This window comes from Dyadobacter fermentans DSM 18053, assembly GCF_000023125.1.
GTDB classification, from domain to species: Bacteria; Bacteroidota; Bacteroidia; order Cytophagales; family Spirosomataceae; genus Dyadobacter; species Dyadobacter fermentans.
Genome location: NC_013037.1, coordinates 5,656,703 through 5,680,360 on the forward strand (window position 1 = coordinate 5,656,703; position 23,658 = coordinate 5,680,360).

Annotated in this window: 16 protein-coding genes; all 16 read left to right on the top strand. The window is 52.3% G+C overall.

Annotated elements, in window-relative coordinates; translation table 11 throughout:
• The first annotated feature begins 20 nt into the window (after positions 1-20).
• The 16 genes from DFER_RS23360 (at position 21) to DFER_RS23435 (ending at position 23,524) form a co-directional block, all read left to right on the top strand.
• A complete protein-coding gene (locus DFER_RS23360; RefSeq protein ID WP_015814133.1) occupies positions 21-1,094 on the top strand; it encodes an aminotransferase class V-fold PLP-dependent enzyme in 1,074 nt (357 codons plus the stop codon).
• 76 nt (positions 1,095-1,170) lie between these two features.
• Positions 1,171-2,052 (top strand): RpnC/YadD family protein, encoded by an 882-nt coding sequence (locus DFER_RS23365; RefSeq protein WP_015814134.1) that lies wholly within the window; start codon positions 1,171-1,173, stop codon positions 2,050-2,052.
• Between the two features lie 148 nt (positions 2,053-2,200).
• Positions 2,201-2,818 carry an RNA polymerase sigma factor gene (locus DFER_RS23370; RefSeq protein ID WP_229206093.1) on the top strand — a complete coding sequence of 206 codons (618 nt, stop codon included), beginning with the start codon at positions 2,201-2,203 and terminating at the stop codon, positions 2,816-2,818.
• Positions 2,819-2,910: 92 nt separating this feature from the next.
• Positions 2,911-4,050, top strand: a complete 1,140-nt coding sequence (locus DFER_RS23375; RefSeq protein WP_015814136.1) for a FecR family protein — start codon at positions 2,911-2,913, stop codon at positions 4,048-4,050.
• Between the two features lie 216 nt (positions 4,051-4,266).
• Positions 4,267-7,770, top strand: a complete 3,504-nt coding sequence (locus DFER_RS23380; RefSeq protein WP_229206094.1) for a TonB-dependent receptor — start codon at positions 4,267-4,269, stop codon at positions 7,768-7,770.
• Positions 7,771-7,787: 17 nt separating this feature from the next.
• Entirely contained in the window at positions 7,788-9,707 is a 1,920-nt protein-coding gene (locus DFER_RS23385) for a RagB/SusD family nutrient uptake outer membrane protein (protein WP_015814138.1), read from the top strand.
• A gap of 27 nt (positions 9,708-9,734) precedes the next feature.
• Complete coding sequence (locus DFER_RS23390; protein ID WP_041735465.1) at positions 9,735-10,436, top strand: DUF3823 domain-containing protein; 702 nt, start codon at positions 9,735-9,737, stop codon at positions 10,434-10,436.
• Positions 10,437-10,486: 50 nt separating this feature from the next.
• Entirely contained in the window at positions 10,487-14,029 is a 3,543-nt protein-coding gene (locus tag DFER_RS23395) for a PVC-type heme-binding CxxCH protein (RefSeq protein WP_015814140.1), read from the top strand.
• Positions 14,030-14,130: 101 nt separating this feature from the next.
• Complete coding sequence (locus DFER_RS23400; RefSeq protein WP_229206095.1) at positions 14,131-14,811, top strand: ThuA domain-containing protein; 681 nt, start codon at positions 14,131-14,133, stop codon at positions 14,809-14,811.
• Between the two features lie 162 nt (positions 14,812-14,973).
• Positions 14,974-16,092 carry a Gfo/Idh/MocA family protein gene (locus tag DFER_RS23405; RefSeq protein WP_015814142.1) on the top strand — a complete coding sequence of 373 codons (1,119 nt, stop codon included), beginning with the start codon at positions 14,974-14,976 and terminating at the stop codon, positions 16,090-16,092.
• A 59-nt stretch (positions 16,093-16,151) separates the two neighbouring features.
• Complete coding sequence (locus DFER_RS23410) at positions 16,152-17,024, top strand: sugar phosphate isomerase/epimerase family protein (RefSeq protein ID WP_015814143.1); 873 nt, start codon at positions 16,152-16,154, stop codon at positions 17,022-17,024.
• A complete protein-coding gene (locus DFER_RS23415) occupies positions 17,017-19,092 on the top strand; it encodes a CehA/McbA family metallohydrolase domain-containing protein (RefSeq protein ID WP_015814144.1) in 2,076 nt (691 codons plus the stop codon). The genes DFER_RS23410 and DFER_RS23415 overlap by 8 nt, the downstream gene beginning before the upstream one ends.
• 21 nt (positions 19,093-19,113) lie before the next feature.
• A complete protein-coding gene (locus DFER_RS23420) occupies positions 19,114-20,139 on the top strand; it encodes a family 43 glycosylhydrolase (protein ID WP_015814145.1) in 1,026 nt (341 codons plus the stop codon).
• Between the two features lie 21 nt (positions 20,140-20,160).
• The gene (locus DFER_RS23425; protein ID WP_015814146.1) at positions 20,161-21,327 is read left to right on the top strand and encodes a cellulase family glycosylhydrolase; all 1,167 of its coding nucleotides are present in this window, start codon (positions 20,161-20,163) and stop codon (positions 21,325-21,327) included.
• Positions 21,328-21,811: 484 nt separating this feature from the next.
• Positions 21,812-22,822 carry a hypothetical protein gene (locus DFER_RS23430; RefSeq protein WP_015814147.1) on the top strand — a complete coding sequence of 337 codons (1,011 nt, stop codon included), beginning with the start codon at positions 21,812-21,814 and terminating at the stop codon, positions 22,820-22,822.
• A gap of 102 nt (positions 22,823-22,924) precedes the next feature.
• Positions 22,925-23,524 (top strand): RNA polymerase sigma factor, encoded by a 600-nt coding sequence (locus tag DFER_RS23435; RefSeq protein ID WP_015814148.1) that lies wholly within the window; start codon positions 22,925-22,927, stop codon positions 23,522-23,524.
• The last annotated feature ends 134 nt before the right edge of the window (positions 23,525-23,658 follow it).

The following is a 23,658-nucleotide window of genomic DNA, read 5'->3' on the forward strand; positions in this document are numbered from 1 at the left end:
ACCTATTTCACCAATCACCCATGGGATTCACATTTTTCACCCCGGGACCGGCGGCGCTGTACCCGACGTTCGAGCAGCATTTGAAGACCTTCGTCGAAAACCAGCTCGGCTCGATCTCGCACCGCAGCCAGCAGTACCGCGATCTGCATAAATTCACCGTAGACCAGCTTCGCACGCTCCTGAACGTGCCCGACACGCACGCGATCCTGTTTTTGGGCTCGGCGTCGGAAGCGTGGGAGCGCATTCTGTTTAGCACGGTGGAATTGGAAAGTTTTCACCTTATTAATGGATCGTTTTCCAAGAAGTTCTACGACTATTCCAACGCGTTGAACAAATATGCCCATAAGTTTGAAAAACCAATGGGCGAGGGCTTTCTGGCCGTGGATGTGGAGGTTCCGGAATATGCGGAGCTCATCGCCACCACGCACAATGAAACCAGCTCAGGCGTACAAATGCCGGTAGCCGAGATTCATAAGTTGAAACAGAAAAATCCTTCGAAATTCATCGCCGTGGATATGGTATCGTCCGCGCCTTATCCCGAGCTGGATTACAGCATTATCGACACGGCGTTCTTCTCCGTGCAAAAGGCATTCGGCTTACCGGCCGGTCTGGGCGTGTGGATCGTAAGCGAGCGCTGCCTCGAAAAAGCAAAGAGCATTCGCAACACCTACTCCATTGGCGCGCACAACGATTTGCTCACGCTTTGGAAAAACGCGCAGAACAACGAAACACCGGCAACACCGAATGTGATGGGCATTTACCTGCTGGGCAAGATCGCGGAAGATTTCAACCGCATCGGCGTGCAGAATATCCGCAAGGAAACCGAGCACAAGGCAAACCTGCTGTACAAATTCATCGAGAAAACGCCTGGCTTCTCGCCGTTTGTGAAGGAGAAGGCATTCCGCTCGCAAACAGTGATCGTGGTCGACAGCGAAATACCCTCGGCCGACATTATCAAAACGATTAAGGAAAAAGGAATGGCTATCGGAAGCGGCTATGGGGCCGGCAAGGCCACCCAGCTCCGCATCGCCAACTTCCCCGCGACATCCGTGGAAGAAACCGAAAAGCTGATCCACGAGCTCGGGAAGCTCTGAAAAAGTGGCTTGTAGCATAGCGTTACCAAAAGGGTGGCTGAACGTATCAATGTTCAGTCACCCTTTTCTTTTTGGAATGAAGCGCAACGACATGCTATGGAAATCGATATTGGAAGAAATCTTTGACGACTTCCTGAAATTTTTCTTCCCCAATGCGGAAGCACTTTTTGACATGGACCGCGGCTTCGAATACCTGGACCAGGAGCTGGAACAGCTATTCCCGCCGGAAGGCAACGCAATAGCGACCCGCTATGTGGATAAGCTGGTGAAAGTGTATTGCCGCTCGGGTGCCGAAGCGTGGCTGCTGGTCCACATCGAAGTCCAGGGCTACCGAGATGAAACTTTTCCCGACCGGATGTTTACCTACTATTACCGCATTTGCGACAAATACCGCAAGCCCATCACCGCCATTGCCATCCTGACGGATGATTGCAGGCATTTCCTGCCCGGCCAGTTCGAGCAGGCTTGTCTGGGCACAAGCGTGTGTTTTCGGTTCAATAGTTATAAAGTGCTGGAACAATCGGAAGAAGAGCTCGCGGCCAGCGACAATCCATTCGCGCAGGTCATTCTGGCGACGAAGCTGGCGATAAAGGGAAGCCGCTTTTCATCCGACGAACTTTACCGTTTGAAAATTGACCTGGCTAAGAGGCTGTTAAAGCGCAATTTTTCGAAACGGAAAGTTGGAAGATTGATGGAATTTTTGAAATTTTATGTATCATTGGAAGACGATGACCTTGATAGGGAGTATCTTAAAGAAGTTCAAAGATTATTCAATCCAGAGCCAATTCCTATGACGTGGGAAGAAACCATATTATACATCGTAGAGGAGAAAGGTGCAGAAGCGGCAAAGACCACCGTTGTCCAGAACCTGATCCGTGAAACCAATTTTACTTCGGAGGAAATCGCGCGGCTGGCGGATGTTTCGGTCGAATTTGTGCAAAAGATCAAGCAAAAATAGGTTAATGAAATACACAACATCCAAAGCTGCCCCAAAGGCAGCTTTTTTCATTACCACCCAAATTCAAACCACGATACTCCTACGCTTCAATGGTATTTTAAGTATAAATTTTTAGCTTTATACTTTCTTACGAAAACAGACACGAGCGGTGATTCAAAACGCTACCTCAACGGGGGAAACCAAAGATTGTGATCTATGGCAAAGGATTCGCGTGGGCGATGAGCAAGCCTTTACTGCTATTTTTGAAAAATACCACCGCACACTCTACAATTACGGCAGCAAGCTTTCGACCAATTCGTCGCTCGTGGAGGATGCCGTGCAGGATGTTTTTATAGATATCTGGCGCCTGCGGCATAACCTCACGGAAAACGTTACCTCGGTTAAATTTTACCTCTACCGCGCCTTACGCCGGCGCATTCACGTGGCGCTCGACAAGTTTCCGTCTATGGAGGAAATCAGCGAGCTCGATGATGAGGACACCCCAGCCAACCATACCCATTCCGAAGCGATCCTGATTGAAGTCGAGTCGTCGTCTATTCGTGCGCAGCGCATTCAGGAATTGCTCGCGCAGCTGCCGGAGCGCCAGGTCGAAGCGCTCACGCTCCGGTATTTCGACGATTTCAGCATCGAGGAAATATCCGGGATCATGAACGTCAATGAAAAATCCGTCCGGAATTTTATCTACAAAGCACTCACTTCCCTTCGCCAGAGCCGGGAAATTCTGCTCATTTCTTCCCTGATTTTCTGGCTGTTACTATTATTTTAAAATATTTCTTCAAATAATTTCATTTTGGAGAGGTCAAATCCGCGTTTCGTCGCTCTGTATAACTGAACGACGACAACTGCATCCCGCGAAACATGAAGCATGATCCTTATTCTCTGACCGAACTGATCAGAAATGAAGAGTTTATCGCCTGGGTAATGCATCCCGACGAGCTCAGCGACCGCAAATGGCGGGCGTTCCTGGACAAACATCCCGGGAAACGCAAAACCGTGGAGTCCGCCAGGGAGTACGTCATTCTGCTGGCAAAGGACACGGGCAGGCACCAGCCGACCCAGAAGCAAAGCGACAGAATGTGGAGTATCGTCGAAAGCCACATGCACAACGAAACGCCCCAAACGGCGGAACAGGAGCCCGTTTTCAAAACGACTCGCGGGCATGGATGGCGCTGGGCACGCGTGGCGGCATCGGCGGCGTTGATCCTGAGCATTGGCTCGGTGAGCTATTGGTTCTATTACAAGAAGGCGGACGGTCCGTTGCAGGAAGCCGCGGTTCGCGAGGAGATCAATTCAGCGGATATCATTCAGAAATACAATGATACCGACAAGCCGATGACCGTGTTGTTGCAGGACGGAAGCTCGGTGGTATTGCAGCCCGGCGGCCGCCTGAGCTACTCGGAAGGAGCGAACAGGAAGCGGCGTGAAGTTACGCTGACCGGAAGAGCGTTTTTTGAAATAGTCAAAAACAAACAGAAACCTTTCCTCGTGTACAGCTACGGTCTGGCGACGAAGGTTCTCGGCACTAGTTTCACAATCGATGCGTCTTCGGAAAATAAGGATATCAAGGTAGAGGTGCGGACGGGCACAGTTTCGGTGTTTTCCATCAATAACCTCGATAACTCGCAGAAAGAGGCCGCTTTGGATAAACCAGAGCTGGAAGGCGTGACGCTTAACCACGACCAGCGGATCGCATTCTCGAAAGAAAGTGGCAAGATTATTCCGCTCCCGGCTGCTGTGGCGGCATCTTCGGACAAAGATGTTTCGAAACAACAGTTTGTATTCGATGAAACCCCGGTTTCGGAGGTGTTCAGGATATTGGAAAGCGCTTACAACGTCCGGATCGTGTACGACCGGGAAAAGCTGGGCGGTTGCCCGCTGAACGCGACTTTGATAGGGCAGCCGTTTAAGGAAAAGCTCGAAGTGATCTGCAATGCGCTCGACGCGCAGTACGAATTAGCCGATAACCGGATAACGATCCTGGGAAAAGGATGTAAGTAGTTTTTGACACCACATATCAACATTTTACCCTGAACGCCGCCTATGACGTAACGTTACCCTATTGCCCAAAAAATAAAAAAGACCAGCCATGTTCCAGCATGACTGATCCGGGTTCCCCAACAGTAACGGACATTACTGCACATCCATTTGGACGATGGATGAACCGGGGAAGATTTCGTTGAATAATCTCCTTAAACAACAAATTCATTCAAAAATATGAAAAAAGTTCGACGACCTGAAGACTTTCTCATCAAGCTCATGCGAATCACATTAATGCAATGTATCCTGGCTGGCCTGTTCGCGGGCATCACGTGGGCGAACGACGGGAGGGCTCAATCCGCATTGAGCCAGAAGGTTACCGTTGACATCCGGAACGAGGAGATCAAGACGATCTTCGCGCAGCTGGAAAAGCAGACGAATGCCAGGTTTATATTCAGCTCAAAATTGATCCAATCCGACCGCCGGGCTTCCATTCGGGTTAAAAACGGCTCATTATCGGCCGTGCTGGATGCTTTGCTCAAACCGCTCGAATTGCATTACCGCATCAAGGACGACCTGATCGTGATCAAGCCCGACCATCCCGGACAGGCTGCCGAACCGGTTTCCGACGAAGTGCCTGTGGTGGAGATCAGCGCGGCCGCGATGGTGGATAAGGCCATAGCAGGTATGGTGAAGGACGAAGCCGGTGCTGGGTTGCCGGGTGTGAGTGTGGTGCTGAAAGGGACTCAAACCGGTACATTGACCGACGAAAAGGGCAACTACTCGATCACCGTCCCGAATGGTGACCACGTTCTGATTTTCTCGTTCGTGGGGTTCATGTCGCAGGAAATTGCCGTGCCTTCCAGCCAGAGTGCATTGGATATTACGCTGAAAGTGGATAATAAGGCACTGGAAGAGGTGGTTGTGGTAGGTTATGGTACGCAAAAGAAAGAATCGCTGACGGGCTCCATCGCCACGGTCACGAGCAAGGATATCGAGCGCGTGCATGGCGGCGCGACGGTGAGCTCGGGCCTGGCCGGAAAAATTCCCGGTGTAACATTCCGGATGCCCGACGGCCGCCCCGGCGCGAGTGCCAACATCCAGATCCGCAACATGGGTAATCCCCTGTTTGTGATCGACGGAATCCAGCAGGACGCCGGCCAGTTCAACAACATTTCTCCCAACGATATCGAAAGCATTTCAGTACTAAAAGACGCTTCTGCGGCCATTTACGGAGTTCGTGCGGCTAATGGCGTGGTGGTAGTGACCACAAAACGCGGCAAAATGGGCGGGAAAAATACCGTGAGTCTCGATGCCTACACCGGCTGGCAAAACTGGTCGCGGTTCCCGAATGTGGTGAACGATTCGTACCAATGGATGCTCGGGAAAGCCGAGGCGGAAATGAACCAGTTTGGCAGGACATCGATCACACAAGCGGAGCTTGACAAGTACCGCGCCGGTACCGAGCGTGGTTACCAGACATTCAACTGGAAAGATTTTATCATCAAGAAAAATGCCCCGCTGAGCTCCGTAAACCTGAATATGACAGGTGGTTCGGATAAAATCAACTATTACATTTCCGCTACACGCCTGAGCCAGAACTCCGTGCTAGGCCGGGAATTTACATTCGACCGGACTAACATCCAGAGCAATGTTGACGCCAAGATCACCGATCGCCTGAAACTGGGCGTGCAGATCAACGGCCGTATCGAGAAGCGCGACCAGCCCGGTATCCCCGGCTCGGACGACTACTGGCTGCCCCGCTTCGCGATCCTGCGTAACCGCCCGTTCGAGCGCCCGTACGCCAACGATAACCCTGAGTATCTGAACGATATCAAGCACAACGAAACCAACTGGGCTTATAATAACAAGAAACTGGGCGGTTACTGGACCGAGTACTGGCGTGTTTTGCAAACCAATTTCTCGGCAGAATACCAGATTCCGGGCGTGAAAGGATTGAGCGCCAGAGGGATGTATTCCTACTACATCGCCGACCGTGTGATGAATGGCCACGAGTACACCTACAAGGCCTACACCTACAATCCGAACGACGATACTTACACCGTAACCGGCGGCTCCACCAACCCGTGGCGCGAGCGCGGTACCAAAAAAGTAATGCGCAATGTGTATCAGGGACAGTTGGCTTACAACAATACGTTCGGCAAACACACCGTCGGCGCGACATTCGTTTCCGAGTGGCAGGATGAGCACGTACAAGAGCAGTGGGTGCATGCCGTTCCCAAAACCAACGTGCTGCCATTGATCTACTTCCCAACCATGGACACGTATAATGATACCGATACCGAGCTTGCGCGTATAGGGTATATCGGTAGAGTGAATTACGACTATGGGGGCAAGTATTACCTCGAACTTTCGGCCCGCCGCGATGCCTCCTGGAAGTTTGCTCCGGATCGTCGGGTAGGCTGGTTCCCGTCGGCGTCGGCAGGATGGAGGATTTCGGAGGAAGATTTCTTTAAAAGAGTGGTGGGCGAGCGCAGTATTTTGGATGACCTGAAATTCAGAGGGTCGTATGGTATCCTGGGAGACGATAACATTCTGTTCGATAACGATCCTAACCGTCCGCTCAGCCCTTACGCCTATTTGCCAGGATACGATTACAACAAAGGCAATGTGATCCTGAGCGGCAATCCGGTCGTGACATCGCGTGATAAAGGCCAGATTATCAACACCATTTCCTGGTTCAAAAGTAAAATCCTCGACATTGGTGCCGACTTCTCTTTCCTTGGCACTAAAATCACCGGTAGTGTAGATTATTTCTATCGCCTCCGCACTGGCTTGCTCGGCCGGAAATACGACATCCTCGTGCCCAGCGAACTGGGTTACTCGCTGCCCGACGAAAACGTAAACAGCGACTCGCAACGCGGTTGGGAAGGTGCATTGACCTACAATGGCAAAGCCGGTAACATTAACTATTCCGTAGGTGGTAATGTATCGTTCACACGCACAAGGTTTAATGAATCGTACAAACCGATTTTCAATAACTCCTGGGACCGTTACCGCAACTCGAAAGAAGACCGCTACACCAACATTTTCTGGGGTTACGAGGCCATCGGCCAGTTCCAGTCGGCGCAACAGATCGCGGAATATCCGGTTAATATCGACGGCCAGGGCAACCGCACATTGCTGCCCGGTGATTTGATTTACAAAGACATCAATGGTGACAACGTCATCAACGGCCTCGACGAGCGGCCGATCGGCTACAATGCAACCGGCCAGCCGAATGTGAACTTCGGGTTGAACTTCTCCGTAAGCTGGAAAGGCATCGGTTTCAATGCAGATTTCTCGGGCGGCGCCATGTATTCCTGGAACCAGAACTACGAGCAGCGATGGCCATACCAGAACGAAGGTGCTTTGAACAGCATTTTCCTCGACAGATGGCGCCGCGCCGATCCGTTTGACGTGAACAGCGAGTGGATTCCGGGTAAGTATCCCGCATTGCGCTACAACGACGGCGGCCATATCAATTACAAAAACTCGACTTTCTGGGTGCACAACGTGAAATACATCCGCGCACGGACCATCGAGCTGAGCTACTCGCTGCCCAAATCCATTTTGGAGAAAATCCGCTTGCAGCGCGCGCGGTTCTACATCAACGGCTATAACCTGTTCTCGATCGACAACGTGAAAGACTACGGCATCGACCCTGAAATCGAGAACGACAACGGGCTGCAATTCCCGCAGAACAAGTTTGTGAACATAGGCATCAACCTATCTATTTAAACCGATTGGATTCCAACATGAAAAAGATATTTCAAATACTATCAATTGCCGTATTGACATTGGGTTGGAGCTGTAACGACGACGATTTCCTGAACCGTCCGCCAACCGGCCAGCTTTCGGAAGACCAGATCTGGACCGACGAAGGCCAGGTGTTATCCGTGCTGGGCGACCTTTACAACCGTTATGTCGACATTGCCACATTCAAAACAATCCGGATCGACAACAACGACGTGCCGGGCTGGACGACGGTGGGTGATTTCAATGAGGCATTCTGGTCGGAAGCAGGGCGGTATAATGTATTCCAAAACAGCGGGTGGGACCTGAAATCGTGGTCGCATTGGGACTATGCCTACATCCGCGAAATGAACCTGTTTATCCAGAAATGTACTGCCGCTGACAAGCTCAGCCCGGCCGTCCGCGAGCGCTACCTGGCCGAAGCACGTTTCCTGCGGGCATCCTACTACTTTGAATTGGTGAAAAGAATGGGCGGCGTGCCGCTGATCCTCGAACCGATGGTGTACGATTACAGCGGCGATCCGAGCTACCTGCAACATCCGCGTGCGAAAGAATCGGAGATCTATGATTTTGTAATCAAAGAAGCAGAGGAAATCAAAGACAAGCTGCCTGCGACACCCGGCGAAAAATCGCGTGCGACCAAAGCCGCTGCGCTGGCAATGGAAGTGCGGGCGGCGTTGTACGCCGGCTCGATCGCGAAGTATGGCGTAAACACGCCCGCGGTTTCATTGCCGGGCGGCGAAGTGGGTATCCCTGCCAATATGGCCAATGGCTATTATACCAAAGCATTGGCGGCTGCGAAGGAGATCATTACCGGCAAGGCAGGTGTGTATGCATTGTATACCAAAAAGCCGGACTTGTCTGAAAACTTCGCGAGCATTTTCTATGACAAAGCCAACAACTCGGAAGTCATTTTCGTAGAGGATTTCAAACTGCAAAGCGGGAAGGTGCATTACTTCACCGGCTGGAACCAGCCGCGCTATGGTGCCGAGGAAGAGGAAGGCGGCCGCATTAACCCGTCGCTGCAATTCGTGGAAGCATTTGAAAAACTGGATAACACCTTCGCGCCGATCCCCACAACGAATGCGAACGGCACGCCGATTTACTACACCGACCAGACCGACATTTTCGCAGGCCGCGACGCCCGCCTCGCCGGAACGGTAATCTTGCCAGGTACGACTTTCAAAAGTCGTAAGGTGGACATTTGGGCAGGTTATCAGCTCGCCAACGGCACGGTAATCAGCGGCGACGACCGCGGTGCACAAAAAACGCTTCCCGGGAAAACCGTACCCGAGCAGGTAGTAGGTTTCGACGGCCCGATCGACGGCTTCGAATTCACTGCACAAACCGGCTTTTACCTCCGCAAATACCTCGATCCGGTGCTCGGCTCCGGCCAGCGCGGGGTGAACAGCGAAGTGTGGCTCGTTCGCTACCGTTACGCGGAAGTGCTTCTGAATGCAGCGGAAGCGGCATTTGAGCTCGGCCAGGCGGCAGAAGCGGCGGGTTATATGAATCAGGTCCGCGAACGTGCCGGGTTGGTAAAGCCGCTGAAAGGTTCGGACATCAACTTTGATCGCATCGTGCACGAGCGCCGCGTGGAGCTCGCATTCGAAGGGCATGTTTTGTATGATATGAAAAGATGGCGCATTGCGCACCAGATCATGGACGGCAATGCGATCACCGCCGCCGAGGTTTCCAAGGATTTGGGCAAAGCCACCAAGCGCAACACGCAGCCCTGGGGATTATGGTCATACAAAATCTACGATCCGGGCTCGGCCAACAATGGCAAGTGGATTTTCAAACCGGTTAAACTCAGCCGCGTCACCGGCTCCGACCGCTTCCAGCTTGGAAACTACTATTCGTACATCGACGACGCCATTATCAGCAATAATCCCAAGCTCGTCAGAAACCCGAACCAATAGGCCATCACATTCAAACGATACGATATCATGAAGATCAGATTTCATATAATGCCGCTTGTGGCGATGGTCGCGCTCCTGTCGGCTTGCGAAAAGGATAACTACACCGAACCGAAATCGACGCTTTCGGGCCAGATCGTGTACAATGGCGAGCCGATCGGCGTGGAGGAAGGGCAGGTGAGGCTGCAATTGTGGCAGCCGGGTTTTGGTAAACTTGCTGCCATCGACGCGCCCATCGCGCAGGATGGATCGTATTCGGCACTTTTGTTCGATGGCAATTACAAGCTGGTTTTTCCCAGAAACCGCGGACCGTTCAAAACGATCGTCAAGGATGCCGCTGCAAAAGACACGCTGTTTGTAAACCTTTCCGGCAACCAAACGCTGGATGTGGAGGTAATGCCGTACTACATGATCCGCACGCCGCAATTCTCGGGCGGTGAGAGCAAGGTAAATGCCTCTATCAAACTCGAAAAAATCCTGACCGGCACCGAGGGTAAAGACATCGAAAGGGTCTCCTTGTATGTAAACAGAACCGATTTTGTAGCACGCGCTACCAACGTAGCTGTGACCGACGTGCCTGGTGCCGACATCAAAGATCTGAATGCGATTAACCTCACGGCAAATGTACCCACACTTTCGCCTGCGCAGAGCTTCGTGTTCGCCAGGGTGGGCGTGAAGATCAAAGATGTGGAGGATATGGTATTTACGCCGGTCCAGAAAGTGAATTTGTAAGGGTAAAATGCCCGCCTGAAACCGAAACTTTTCTTTTAAAACCAATTTGAATGAGGAATTACATTGCACTCCTGCTTGTCGGGCTCATCGCGCTGGCATGTGCAAAGAGTAAAACTGGGGGGGCCTCCCGGGCGTCGTCTGAAAAAGCCGGCGCTTCCAAAGGCCGCAGGGCCGAAGTATTGTTCCTGGGACATAACAGCAAGCACCACGATTCGGGCAAGTACGCGCCGTGGCTGTCGATCAAGCTGTTCAAAAGCGGCATTAACATGTCGTACACCACCCAGCTGAACGATATTAATCCTGAAAACCTGGCGAAGTATGACGGGCTGATCATTTATGCCAACCACGATTCATTGTCGCCGTCGCAGGAGAGCGCTATGAAGGCATTCGTGGAAGGCGGCAAAGGACTTATCCCGATCCATTCGGCCTCCGGTTGTTTCCGCAATTCTTCCTGGTATATCAAAACCATCGGCGGACAGTTTGCCTCCCACAAAACAGGCTCATTTAAAAATACTATTCTAAAACCGGATCACCAGGTCATGAAAGGCATTACCGACTTTCAGACCTGGGATGAAACTTACGTCCACAAAAACCTGAACCCCGACAAGACCGTCCTGGGCGAACGCGTGGAAGGCGACGTGCATGAGCCCTACACCTGGGTGCGCAACGAGGGCAAAGGCCGCGTTTTCTACACCGCCTACGGCCATGAGGACAGCACATGGACGAACAAAGGCTTCCTCGACCTCGTGAGGAACGGCGTGTTATGGGCAGTAGGAGACAAGGTACAAGCGCAAATCGCGGCATTGAACCTGCCCGACGTGGATATTTACAATTCCGATACGATTTCGCATTACACCAAACGGCACGTGGTGCCTAAAATGCAGGAATCGCTATCACCGGCCGAATCCAACAAGCTGACGCAGATCCCGCCGGATTTTGAAATACAACTTTTTGCTTCGGAACCAGACATTACCAATCCCATTGCCATGTCGTGGGATGAGCGCGGGCGGCTTTGGGTGGTCGAGTCCGTCGATTACCCAAACACATTCACGGAAACCGACGGCGCGGCCAACGACCGGATTAAGATTTGCGAGGATACCAATGGCGACGGCAAGGCCGATAAGTTCACTGTATTCGCCGACAAGCTGAACATCCCGACCAGCATGGTATTTTCCAATGGTGGCGTGATCGTGTCCATGGCGCCGGATTTCGTATTCCTGAAAGACACCAATGGCGACGACGTGGCCGACACCCGCGAGGTGCTCATGACCGGCTGGGGCAAAAACGATACCCACGCCGGGCCGTCGAATTTGCAATATGGTTTTGACAACAAAATATGGGGCGTGCTGGGCTTTTCGGCATTCAACGGGACTATTAATGGTAAGAAAATGAGCTTCTCGCAGGGGCTTTATAATTTCAAACCGGATGGTAAAGAGTTTGAATACCTCGGCAGCAGCAGCAACAACACCTGGGGGCTGGGGTTCACAGAAGATAACAACATTTTCCTTTCGACGGCCAACAACACCCACAGCGCATTCTTCTCCATGCCTGGCAGGTTAATGCAGCGCACGCTCGGCGAAGAGCAGCCGTCGGTACAACCTATTCAAAAGATCGACGGGCATTATGATGCGCACGCCTTGACGCCGAATTTACGTCAGGTTGACGTGGTAGGAGGGTTTACTTCGGCGGCAGGCCACCATTTTTACACCGCCCGAAACTACCCGAAAGAATACTGGAACCGCGTCGCGTTCGTCACCGAACCGACCATTCGTTTGGTACACAAAGCGATCCTCGAACCGGACGGCGCGGGTTTTAAAGAAAAGGACGGCTGGAACTTCATGGCCAGTTCGGATGAATGGTTCGGTCCGGTGCAAGCCGAGGTTGGGCCGGATGGTGCGGTATGGGTGGCGGATTGGTATAACTTCATCATCCAGCACAATGTGTTTGTTCCGGCGCAGTCGCCTTCGAAATTCATCCTGCCGTTTGAAGAGCAGCCGCACGGGCCGGGCAATGCATTCAGCAGCCCAATGCGCGATCTCAACCACGGCCGTGTTTACCGCATTGTGTATAAAAATGCTAAAAAAGCGCCTGCATTAAAGCTCTCCAAAGACGATCTGCCCGGACTGGTAGCCGCATTGGAAAACGATAATATGTTTTGGCGGATGACCGCGCAGCGCCTGCTTGTGGAGTCGAAAAAGCTGTCTGTGTTGCCGGATTTGTACAAAATCATCAACAATCCAAAAGTGGATGAAATTGGCTTGAATAGCCCCGCTGTACACGCACTATGGACGATGCACGGCCTGGGCGCATTGGATGGTTCGAATGCAGAGGCATTGCAGGTCGTGAGCAAAGCACTGACCCACCCGGCAGCCGGCGTGCGCAAAGCCGCAGCGAGTGTGTTACCGAAGCAGGCGCAAAGTTTTGAAATACTGGAAAAAGGCATAAAAGATGCGAATCTGAACACCCGCCTGAGCGTGTTCGTAGCCATTGCCGACTTGCCAGCCTCGGAAAAAGTAGGGGCAGCCATTTACCAGGCCTCGCTGGACGAGCAGAATGCCAAAGATCCGTGGCTGTCCCGCGCCATTCTCGCAGCGGCTATCCAGCACGAAAAAGGCTTCCTCGCCGCAGCCGGCAAGCAATCGCAGCCCTCCGCATTGACTGCGCAGGTTACCGAAGCATTGAGCAGGGAAATTTATCCGCTGGGCAGAAGAAGCACGCTGCAATTCTCGCCGGATGTTTCCGGTAAAGAAATTACCATCCGCGCTTCCATCACCAAGGGCCGCGACCGCGCATTGCAGGGCTTCATTGCGGGCCAGGGCGGGAAAGATGGCGGATATGCATTGTACATTCAGGATGGCAAGCTCGTCATGGCCGTCAGGCAGCACGGAATGCTGAGCAAGGCCGTTACATCGGGCATTTTGCCGGATAAATTCGATGTGGTAGCAAGCCTGACGGAAGGCGGTAACATCCGCATAGATATCGATGGAAAAGAAGCCGCGACCGGCAAGGCGCACATGCTTTTCAATGCGCCGCTCAGCAACTCGGTACGCTCCGGCGAGGATATGGAAGGCGAGGACAGGATTGGCGAGTATGAAGGGCGGTTTGGATTTGCAGGTAATTTTCAAAAAGCATCCCTCGAACTGAACCGTCCGAATGAAGGTGGTGGCAATGCGGTTTCTTCTGCCAAATCTGCTCCGAAATCGGGCGCTTCCAATGCCACGGTGATTGAGCTGAAAGTAGAAAAGGAAATTATGCAGTATGACAAAAAGCTGATTACCGCGAAGGCCGGCCAGAAAGTGGTGATCAACCTCGAAAACCCGGATGGCATGCAGCACAACCTTTTGATCATCAAACCCGGCACATTGCAGAAAGTAGGTAAGGCGGCCGACGAACTTTTGACTAATCCGAAAGCGGCTGAAATGCAGTACGTTCCCAAGATACCGGAAGTGTTGTTCGCCACCAGACTCGTGAGTACCGGTGAAACCGTGACGCTGGAATTCACCGTCCCCGCCGAGCCGGGCGATTACCCCTACGTGTGCACATTCCCCGGCCATTGGCGCGGTATGAATGGTATCCTGCGGGTAACAAAATGAGTTTAGCCCTGAACATTAACGCATAGATTTTAAACTCACAAACTTTAAAAATGAAGCATTCAACCCCAAAGATCCTTGCCGCACTGTTGTGTCTGTTAGCCATGATTACCAACAACGCAATGGCGGAAAACCCCGGAAAGAAAAAGGCAATCCGCGTGCTGCTGGTAGGCGGCGGCGCCTCGCACGATTTTGACCGGTGGTACAAGCAGGAAGATGTGCAAACGCTGCAAAAAGACGGCCTTGCCACGGTGGAGTACACCAGCGACCCGTCCACAATCCTGGGCAAGCTGAAAGACATCGACGTGCTGTACCTTTCCAACAACCAGCCCATTGCCGACAAAGCGACGCGAGAAGCCATTTTCGCATTCGTGGATGCTGGAAAGGGGCTGGTGCTGGCCCACCCTGCGCTTTGGTACAACTGGGCTGACTGGCCGGAATACAACCAGAAGCTCGTAGGCGGCGGCTCGAAAGGGCATGATAAATACGGGCCGTTTGAGGTAACCATTACCAATCAAAAGCACCCGGTGACAAAGGGTGTTCCGGCAAGCTTCAAGCTGGATGATGAGTTGTATTATTTCAAACCGGACGCGTCGGGAACGCCGATCGAGGTGCTGGCGACGGCCAAGGCGGAGACTTCGGACAAGGTGTTTCCCAGCATTTTTATTGTGAAATATCCGAAGGGAAGGATCGTCGGCATCGCATTGGGGCATGATGCCAAATCGCATACCATCGAACCTTATCAGACCCTGCTGCGCAATGCAGTCAAATGGGCATCCAACTAAGCCCTTTTTCCTCGGGGTTGAAAACCCCGGGCCAAAAATGATCGAGCCGCTGGCTCTCCGCTTCCAGACGGCAAACGCCAGAGCCGGAGGCTCGAAAAAAACAAAGCAAATCAATCCATTTCTTAACCCCGCGTTTCAATCCGGGGGCTAAACAAAGTAACAATGAGCGACAAGCAAATCACAGTAGTTATCGTGGGTATGGGTTTCGGGAAGGAGTTTATCCCCATCTATCAGAGCCATCCGAATATCAAGGCGGTGGGGATTTGTACCCGCAGCAAACAAACCCGCGACGAGCTTACTGCCAAGTTCAATCTCGACCCTAACCTCGTTTTCGAGCATTTCGAAGACGTGCCCAAACGCGATGACGTGGACGCGATACACGTGGTAACGCCCGTACCCGACCACGCCCGCATGACGCTCGCGTCTCTTAATGCCAACAAACATACCGCCTGCACCATTCCGATGGCGATGACCGTCGAGGATTGCAAGGCCATTGTGGAAGCCAAACGCCGCTCGGGTAAGGTGTATATGATGATGGAAACCGCATTGTACACCCGCGAATTTCTCTACGGCCTGAACCTCGCGCAAACCGGTCAGCTGGGCCGCATTCAGTTCGTGCGCGGCTCGCACATCCAGGATATGAGCATGGAAGGCTGGGGCGAATACTGGAAAGGTTACCCGCCGATGCTGAACGGCACGCACGCCATCTCCCCGCTTTTGAAAATCAATAATACCATTGCCGAAACGGTGGTTTGCCACGGCTCAGGCCGGTTGAGCGACGACCTCGCCAGCCGCTACGGATCGCCTTTCGCCGTGGAAACAGCCACATTCACATTGCGCGGTAGCGACGTGGTAGCCGAAGCAACCCGCTCGCTGTTCGACGTCGTGCGCCAGTACCGCGAGAGCTACGATGTGTACGGCACCAAAATGTCGTTTGAATGGGAGCAGTTGCAGGACGAGGAACACGTGATCTTCGATGGCGGCGAAAATGCATCGCGCATCAATGTACCGGATACTGACGAGCTGCTCATCGAGCCGATCAAGCACTTCACGAAGCGCGAGAAGATCGACGATCCGAACCACGTGTCGTTCCTCCAAGGTGCCGGTCACGGCGGATCGCACCCGCATTTGGTACAGGAGTTTGTGGCGGCGATTGTCGAAGGCCGGGATTCTGCTGTGGATGCGGCATTGGCTGCCAACTACACCTGCGCGGGCATTTGCGCACACGAGTCGGCCATGAAAGGCGGTATCCGCGTCGACGTCCCGAGTTTTGAAGAATAGTGATCATTCATAAAAAAGCCAGGCCTCAAAACCTGGCTTTTTGCTAAACCTGAACCCTTATGTTATTCGGAGCCAGCACATTCATCTGGGTATCCCCGTTTTCGACGGACAATATAGACCTGCTTACCAAGGTCAAAAACATGGGCTACGACATCATTGAAATAGCCGTGGAAGACACCCGCATTATCGACTGGAAGCTCATCAAAGACACCGCCCGTGACCTCGACCTGAAAATCACCATCAGCGGTGCATTCGGGCCGGAGCGCGACATTTCCAGCACCGATCCCGCATTCCGGGAGATTGGAAAACAGTACATTATCGATTGCATCCGCATTGCCGAGCAAATGGATAGCCCTGTTTTTGGCGGCCCGGTATATTCGGCCGTCGGCAAAACGCGCATCGTTTCGGAAGAGCAAAAGAAGCAGGAGCGTGCGTGGTGTGTGGATATTCTAAAAGAAGTAAGTCAAGTCGCCGGGGATTGCGGGGTAACACTCGGTTTGGAGCCTTTGAACCGCTTTGAAACCGACATGGTGAACACGGTGGACCAGGCATTGTCGATCCTGGATGAGGTGGGTAGCCCGCATTTGAAAATCGTGCTCGATACTTTCCATTCCAATATCGAGGAAAAAGATATTCCGGCCACAGTCAGGAAAATCGGGAAAGATCTGCTTTGTCATGTACAAGGCAACGAAAGCGATCGCGGCACGCCCGGCACCGGCCACCTAGAATGGCAAGGCATCCAGGAAGCGCTCACCGACATCGGTTACGACGGTGCGGTGGTGATCGAAACCTTCGGACAACCCTCCAAAGAACTCGCGCGCGCTGCTTGCATCTGGCGGCCGTTGGCCAACAGCGCCGATGAGCTGGCCACAGAAGGGCTCGCTTTTTACAAGAAATTGTTTGTTCCAACACATTCTACCGTCAATGCGTAAAATCCTGTTTGTTTTCTTGTCAATGGTAGGGCTAAACCTGCAAGCGCAGGTGCCGGTTGATCTGAAAGGTTTTGACAAGAAAAGCGGCGTCCAGGCGACTGTCAGCGGCGCCATGCTGGACATCGAATGGCCTGCCGGCAATGCGGAAACGGCAAAAGTTTCCATTGATTTGAACAAGTCCAACCCGCTGATCGGCAGCCTGGGCATTGGGACTAAGGAAAAACAGTACACCATCGCTCAAAACCTCGATCCGGCCATTATCCTCACCGTAGGCAAGCGGGACCTCGTGTCGCAGAACGGCTGGAATATTTTCTTTGACAAAACCGCCTACCAGAAATACCAGAGCTACGCCGTGAAGCTCGATAAAACGGACGTAAAAGTGGCCAGTAACGGCTCCCGTACCGAAATTACGGTCAATGGCGCCAAGGCCGGACCATTCTCGGGTGCTATTCAATTTACATTATACAACGGCAGCCCGCTGATGAACGTGGCTGCGGTGATGACCACCAATGTCGATTCGCTGGCCGTGATTTACGATATGGGCCTCACTTCCCGAGATACGCCGTGGCAGAAGCTCTTCTGGGCCGATACGGAGGATTTCATGCGGAATGCGGCAGTGACCCAAATGGATACCGTTGAGATGATGGCCGTGAAATACCGTACGATCATCGGTCAGGGCAAGGAGGGCAACCTCGCGGTGTTCCCCGCACCGCACCAGTATTTTTATCCGCTGGATAATTGCTACAACCTCGAACACATTTGGTATGGAGAGAATTATCGCAACCTGCTGCCGGGCTTTGGTATCGGCATTCGCCATGATCTGCTCGGCGACCGTCGTTGGGTGCCGTGGTTCAATGCGCCTCCGGGTACGCAGCAGCGGTACAATTTCTTCTGCCTGCTGAGCCGGGGAAGGGATGGTAAAGTGCTGGAAAATGTGAAGGCATTCACACATTCTGATAAGTATGAGCCGATTCCGGGTTATTACACCATGTCCAGCCACTTCCATCAGGAGCATGTGGATGATGTGCTCACGCGCAAGCCGCTACCGGACATGCCGGGTTTTGTGAAAGCATTCCGCAACACGGGCGTGAACATTGTGCATTTGGCCGAGTTCCACGGTCCGGGTAGCCCGCGTGGACCGGAGGCTAAACGGTGGCCGGAGCTGAAAATGATGTTTGCAGAATGCGAACGACTTTCGGGCGGTAACTTTTTGCTGCTGCCGGGCGAAGAACCTAACAACTTCTTTGGAGGGCATTGGATGAATATTTTTCCAAAACCGGTTTACTGGCTTATGTCGCGGGAAAAGGACCAGCCATTCGTCGAAAACCATCCTGAATACGGCAAAGTATACCGCATAGGCAACAAGGAGGAAATGCAAAAGCTGCTCGAAATGGAAAACGGCCTCGCCTGGACGGCACACGCGCGTACCAAAGGCTCCACCGGCTTTCCCGACAAGCATAAGGATGAAGCCTTCTTTAAATCGGACCATTTCCTGGGCGCGGCCTGGAAAGCCATGCCGGCCGACTTATCACAGCCTAAACTCGGCAAACGCGTGCTCGACCTGATGGACGATATGGCTAACTGGGGCTACAAAAAGAACGTCCTCGCCGAAGCGGACCTGTTCCGTATTGAGCCAAACTATGAACTTTACGGCCATTTAAACGTCAACTACCTGCAACTCGACCAGCTTCCGAAATTTGAAGACGGCTGGCAACCGGTGCTGGACGCGATGCGGAAGGGAAAGTTCTTCGTAACAACCGGTGAAGTGCTGATACCGACCTTTAAAGTGAACAACGCAGCCGCAGGAGAAACCACAAAGCCCGACGCGAAAGGCAATGTGGAAATCACCCTCGATGCCAAATGGACTTTCCCGCTCAATCGCGCAGAAGTGATCTCCGGCGATGGGAAGGAAGTTTTTCACGACATCATTAATTTGAGCGACACACAAGCTTTCGGTCAGAAGAGTTTTAAATTTACCCAAAACCTGAAAGGCCGGAAATGGCTGCGGGTAGAACTCTGGGACGTAGCCGCCAATGGCGCATTTACCCAGATCATTTGGCTCGAATAACGATATTAAACCGAAACAAGAATGATTAAGCCGCTCTTATCACTACTATTATCCGCCATGCTCACCGGCCTCGGTCCGGGCGATAGAGAATACAAAAACCCCGTTTTCGAACCCATTCTCGCCGACCCGACGGTGGTGAAGGCCGACGACGGCTACTTTTACGCCTACGGAACGCAGGACGATTGGGGTGACGGTAACGGCTCGCGGCTCATTCCGATCGTCCGTTCGAAAGACCTCGTGCATTGGGATTATGTGAAGGAAGCATTTACAACCAAGCCGGCATGGAAGGAAAAAGGGGGTATTTGGGCGCCTGATGTCGTGAAAGTGAATGGTAAATACCACATGTATTACGCTTACTCCACCTGGGGTGACGTGAACCCCGGCGTTGGCCTGGCCATTGCCGAATCGCCCGCGGGGCCGTTTGTGGATCAGGGAAAGCTGTTCAACAGCGCGGACGTGGAAGTGCCGAATTCGATCGACCCGTTTTACCTCGAAGCGGATGGTAAAAAATATGTTTTCTGGGGAAGTTTCAGCGATAAACCTACACAGGGGACTTACGGCGTGGAGCTTTCGGCTGATGGCAAAACCGTGCCCGATTTGTCCAAAAAATTCAAAATAGCGGCAGGCGATTTCGAAGCTGTAATGATACAGAAAAAAGGCGATTACTATTACTTCCTGGGCTCGAAGGGGAGCTGCTGCGAATTTGAAAAGAGTAAATACCATGTGCGGGTGGGCCGTTCCAAATCTATTTTCGGGCCGTTTCTGGATCAGGAAGGCATGGATTTGAAGGAACGCGGCACGGGCACACTGTTGCTCCAAGGCAATGATGTGTACGCCGGTCCGGGGCACAATGCGCGCTGGATGACCGACGATGCCGGCACCGACTGGCTGCTATACCACGCCATCCCGAAATCGGAACCGCGGGTATCCACCGGCGCCAACCGCCGGGTGCTGATGCTCGACAAACTGACCTGGAAAAATGGCTGGCCGGAAATTTCCAATGCAGAACCAAGCTTAGAAAACCGGCCTGCGCCCCTTTTTAAATAACTTAACCAATTCTAACACCTGATGAAATTGTTAAAAACGACGATCTGGGCTGTTGCGGCCTGCCTCATGTTGCAGAACTGCGCCAAGAAAGCCGACGATCAAAAAGAAGAAGCCGCTGCACAGGAACAAGCCGGCCGCGAAATATGGACCAAGGAGCAAGCCAAGGAATGGTATGCCAAACAAGGCTGGCTCGTAGGCGCCGACTTCCTGCCGAGCACGGCCATCAACCAGCTCGAAATGTTCCAGGCGGAGTCGTTCGACACCACTACCATTGACAAAGAGCTCGGCTGGGCCGAAAACATCGGCATGAACACCATGCGCGTTTATCTGCACGACCTGCTGTTTGAGCAGGATTCGGCAGGTTTCATCAAACGCCTGGATACCTTCCTGGACATCAGCAAAAAGCACAATATCAAGCCAATGCTCGTGCTGTTCGATTCCTGCTGGGACCCGTTCCCAAAACTGGGCAAGCAGCGCGATCCGAAACCCGGCGTGCATAATTCGGGATGGGTACAAAGCCCAGGCTTCGATGCATTGAAGGACAGCACGCAATACCCGCGACTAGAAAGGTATGTAAAAGGAACCATCGCCGCATTCGCGAACGACGACCGCGTGCTGATGTGGGACATCTGGAATGAGCCGGATAACACCAACAACAGCTCTTACGGCAAAGTGGAACTGCCCAATAAAGTGGATTATGTGCTTCCGTTGATGGTTAAATCCTTCGAATGGGCCCGCTCGGTAAATCCTTCACAGCCTTTGTCGGCAGGTGTGTGGGCCGGTGACTGGTCTACGCCGGAGACTTTGAAGCCGATAGAAAAAGCGCAGATCGAGCAGTCGGATGTGATCACATTCCACAACTATGAAAATGCGCAGGAGTTTGAAAAACGCATCAAATGGTTGCAGCAATACGACCGCCCGATGATCTGCACGGAATACATGTCTCGCGGGAACGGCAGCTTCTTCGAAGGTTCATTGCCCGTTGCAAAAAAATACAACGTAGGCGCGATCAACTGGGGCCTGGTGGATGGCAAATCCCAAACCATTTATCCTTGGGACAGCTGGAAAAAGACCTACACCAAGGAACCCGACCTATGGTTCCACGACATTTTCCGCAAAGACGGCACGCCGTACAAGCAGGCTGAGGTGGATTTGATTAAGAAGCTGACCAGCGAAAAAAGCAGCTAAAAGTAACTTCAAAATACAGGCAGCCCGGAAGCAATTCCGGGCTGTTTTGTTAGTGCTCCTGTTTTTGACGAATGTAAGCTGATTCCAAAAGAGTCTTTAAAAGGAACCTGTTCATATCCCGACCAAGTTCTTCGGAATTAGCATATATGCCTTTGAGTGGCTGTGGTTTAAAATCTTGTCTTTTCTTTGCCTGTGTTTTCATCTTCATCATATTTTAAGTTAAAACCGACTGGTAACGAAGAAATATTGATAGGACTGGTTGGGTTCAAACGGCTCACGCTTGCCGTTGTCACTTGTGATGCTCCTTGCGGTGTAATGCCACAACGTTACGTATTCCACCCTCGCGCTACCAAATCCGTTTATCAGACGGTCACTTTATTTTCAAAACCCTCATAGAAGCGAACTACAACTTTAAACTTTACTTCTACAACCTGTTACCTACACCACATTTGAACGTCTAAATGCATAAACTACTAAACGGTTTATGCTAAAAGTACTTTCTACCTTCGTCTTGTTGCTTCTGGCGTTTGCCGGTAATGCGCAAAATGTCTATTTCCACCAGGATTTCGGGCAGACCACCGGCCTGATCAACCCGCAACCCGACACGGGGCAGTTCAGCCACGTTATCCTTACGGCGCCGGCGCTTTCATTTTACAAATTTAACAAAGGTTATATGGAGCTTACCCGCAGCCGGCAGGATTCGGCAACGGGGGGTATTATACGTGCTATGCGGGCCGCTCCTTTTGAACCGGTTCCGGAAACGCTTGTGATCCGCATTACTTTCACGGTGCAGAACGTCCGGTCGCCTGCTTCGAATGCCATGTACTTTTATGTGGGCGAGGATTTTAACCCGGTCAATAACTCGTTTCCCGGCAACGGGCTGATGTTCGCCAAATGCTCCCTCAACTTTTTGGAAGATGGATTTAATGTCAAAGATCTTGAAACACAGCAGATAAGCAGCGACTACGCCGCTAAAACGAAAGTCGTGCTTACCTGGGTTTTAAACAACTCGGATAAGTTGTTGCCTTACCGCATCGGCGCCAAAGGGCAGGAGGAGGCTGCGCTGCCGGGCTCTTATGACCTTTGGGTGGACGATCGGGCCGTTTGCAAAGGGAGTAAAGCATATCCGGGCACGTCGGGCTACTCGCCGGCTAAGCTTTCGAACTTCGAGATGCGCTTCCGGAATGGCGTCGGGGAAATCCGGATCGACGACATCCGGATCGACGACGGGCAGCCGGGATCTGTTCTGAATGAGGCGATTGTAGCACCCAATCCCGCAGGGCGCGAGCGCATTGTGATGGCCGGTACGGGGGTAAAAGCGGCATCCGTTCGTCTGATTGGTAGTAATGGGGCCATATTGCCCGTGAAAACGGTGGCCGAAAAGCACGGACTGCTGAGCGTAATGCCCCTGAGCCCGCCGGCTGGCGGAATGCATATCCTGCAATGGGAAGGGCAGGATGGGCGAAAGCATTCATCCAAAGTCATGATCGAGTAATGTTTGGATAGGACGATTACCTGATTCGATTAAACTAATCTTGTAAAATAAATTGAGTTTGCGGTTAAGTTTGATTTATTTAGCCGTCCCTTTCAACAAGTTATGAAATCAGCGTCCTCTTTTCCGGAAGATCGTGTGCTCTGGCAGGATTTCCTGGCAGGTGAAGTGCGGGCGTTTGAAAGGCTGATGTCCGACAATTTCCGGCTTCTTTTCCGGTACGGCAGCAAGTTCTCCAAAGACCGTGAATTGGTGAAGGACAGTATCCAGGACCTGTTTCTGATCCTGTGGGAAAAACGGGCCAATCTCAATCCCGACGCGGCCGTGAAGCCCTACCTGATGGCGTCGCTGCGGAGGCTTATGCACCGGCAGGTAGCGTCGCGCACGTGGGTGGGCGGCGAGGTTTTGCAGGACGAGGACGACTTTTTTGAAATTGAATTCTCGGTGGAGGAAACCTACATTGCCAATGAGGCCACCGCCGTTCGCACGCGGCAGTTGCAGCAAATGCTCAATGCATTGCCCAGGCGGCAGAAGGAAGTCGTGTATCTCAAATTTTTCCAGGAGCTGAGCCGCGAGCAGATCGCCGAGGTAATGGCCGTGTCGCCGCAGACCGTCTCGAACATGCTGCAAATCGCGATCCGGCATTTAAAAGCACATTGGAAAGCTGAATTCGTGGTTTTTTTTCTTCTGCATTTTCTCTTTTAGGATCTTATTATCAGTGCGGTAAGGCCTTGGATGCTTTCGCCAGCAGTGATTTTTGTACTTTTTTGAAGAAATAATTTAAAAATTATTGGTATCCCGCGCCGCATCGTGTCTATCCTCATATAGACACAATGAAC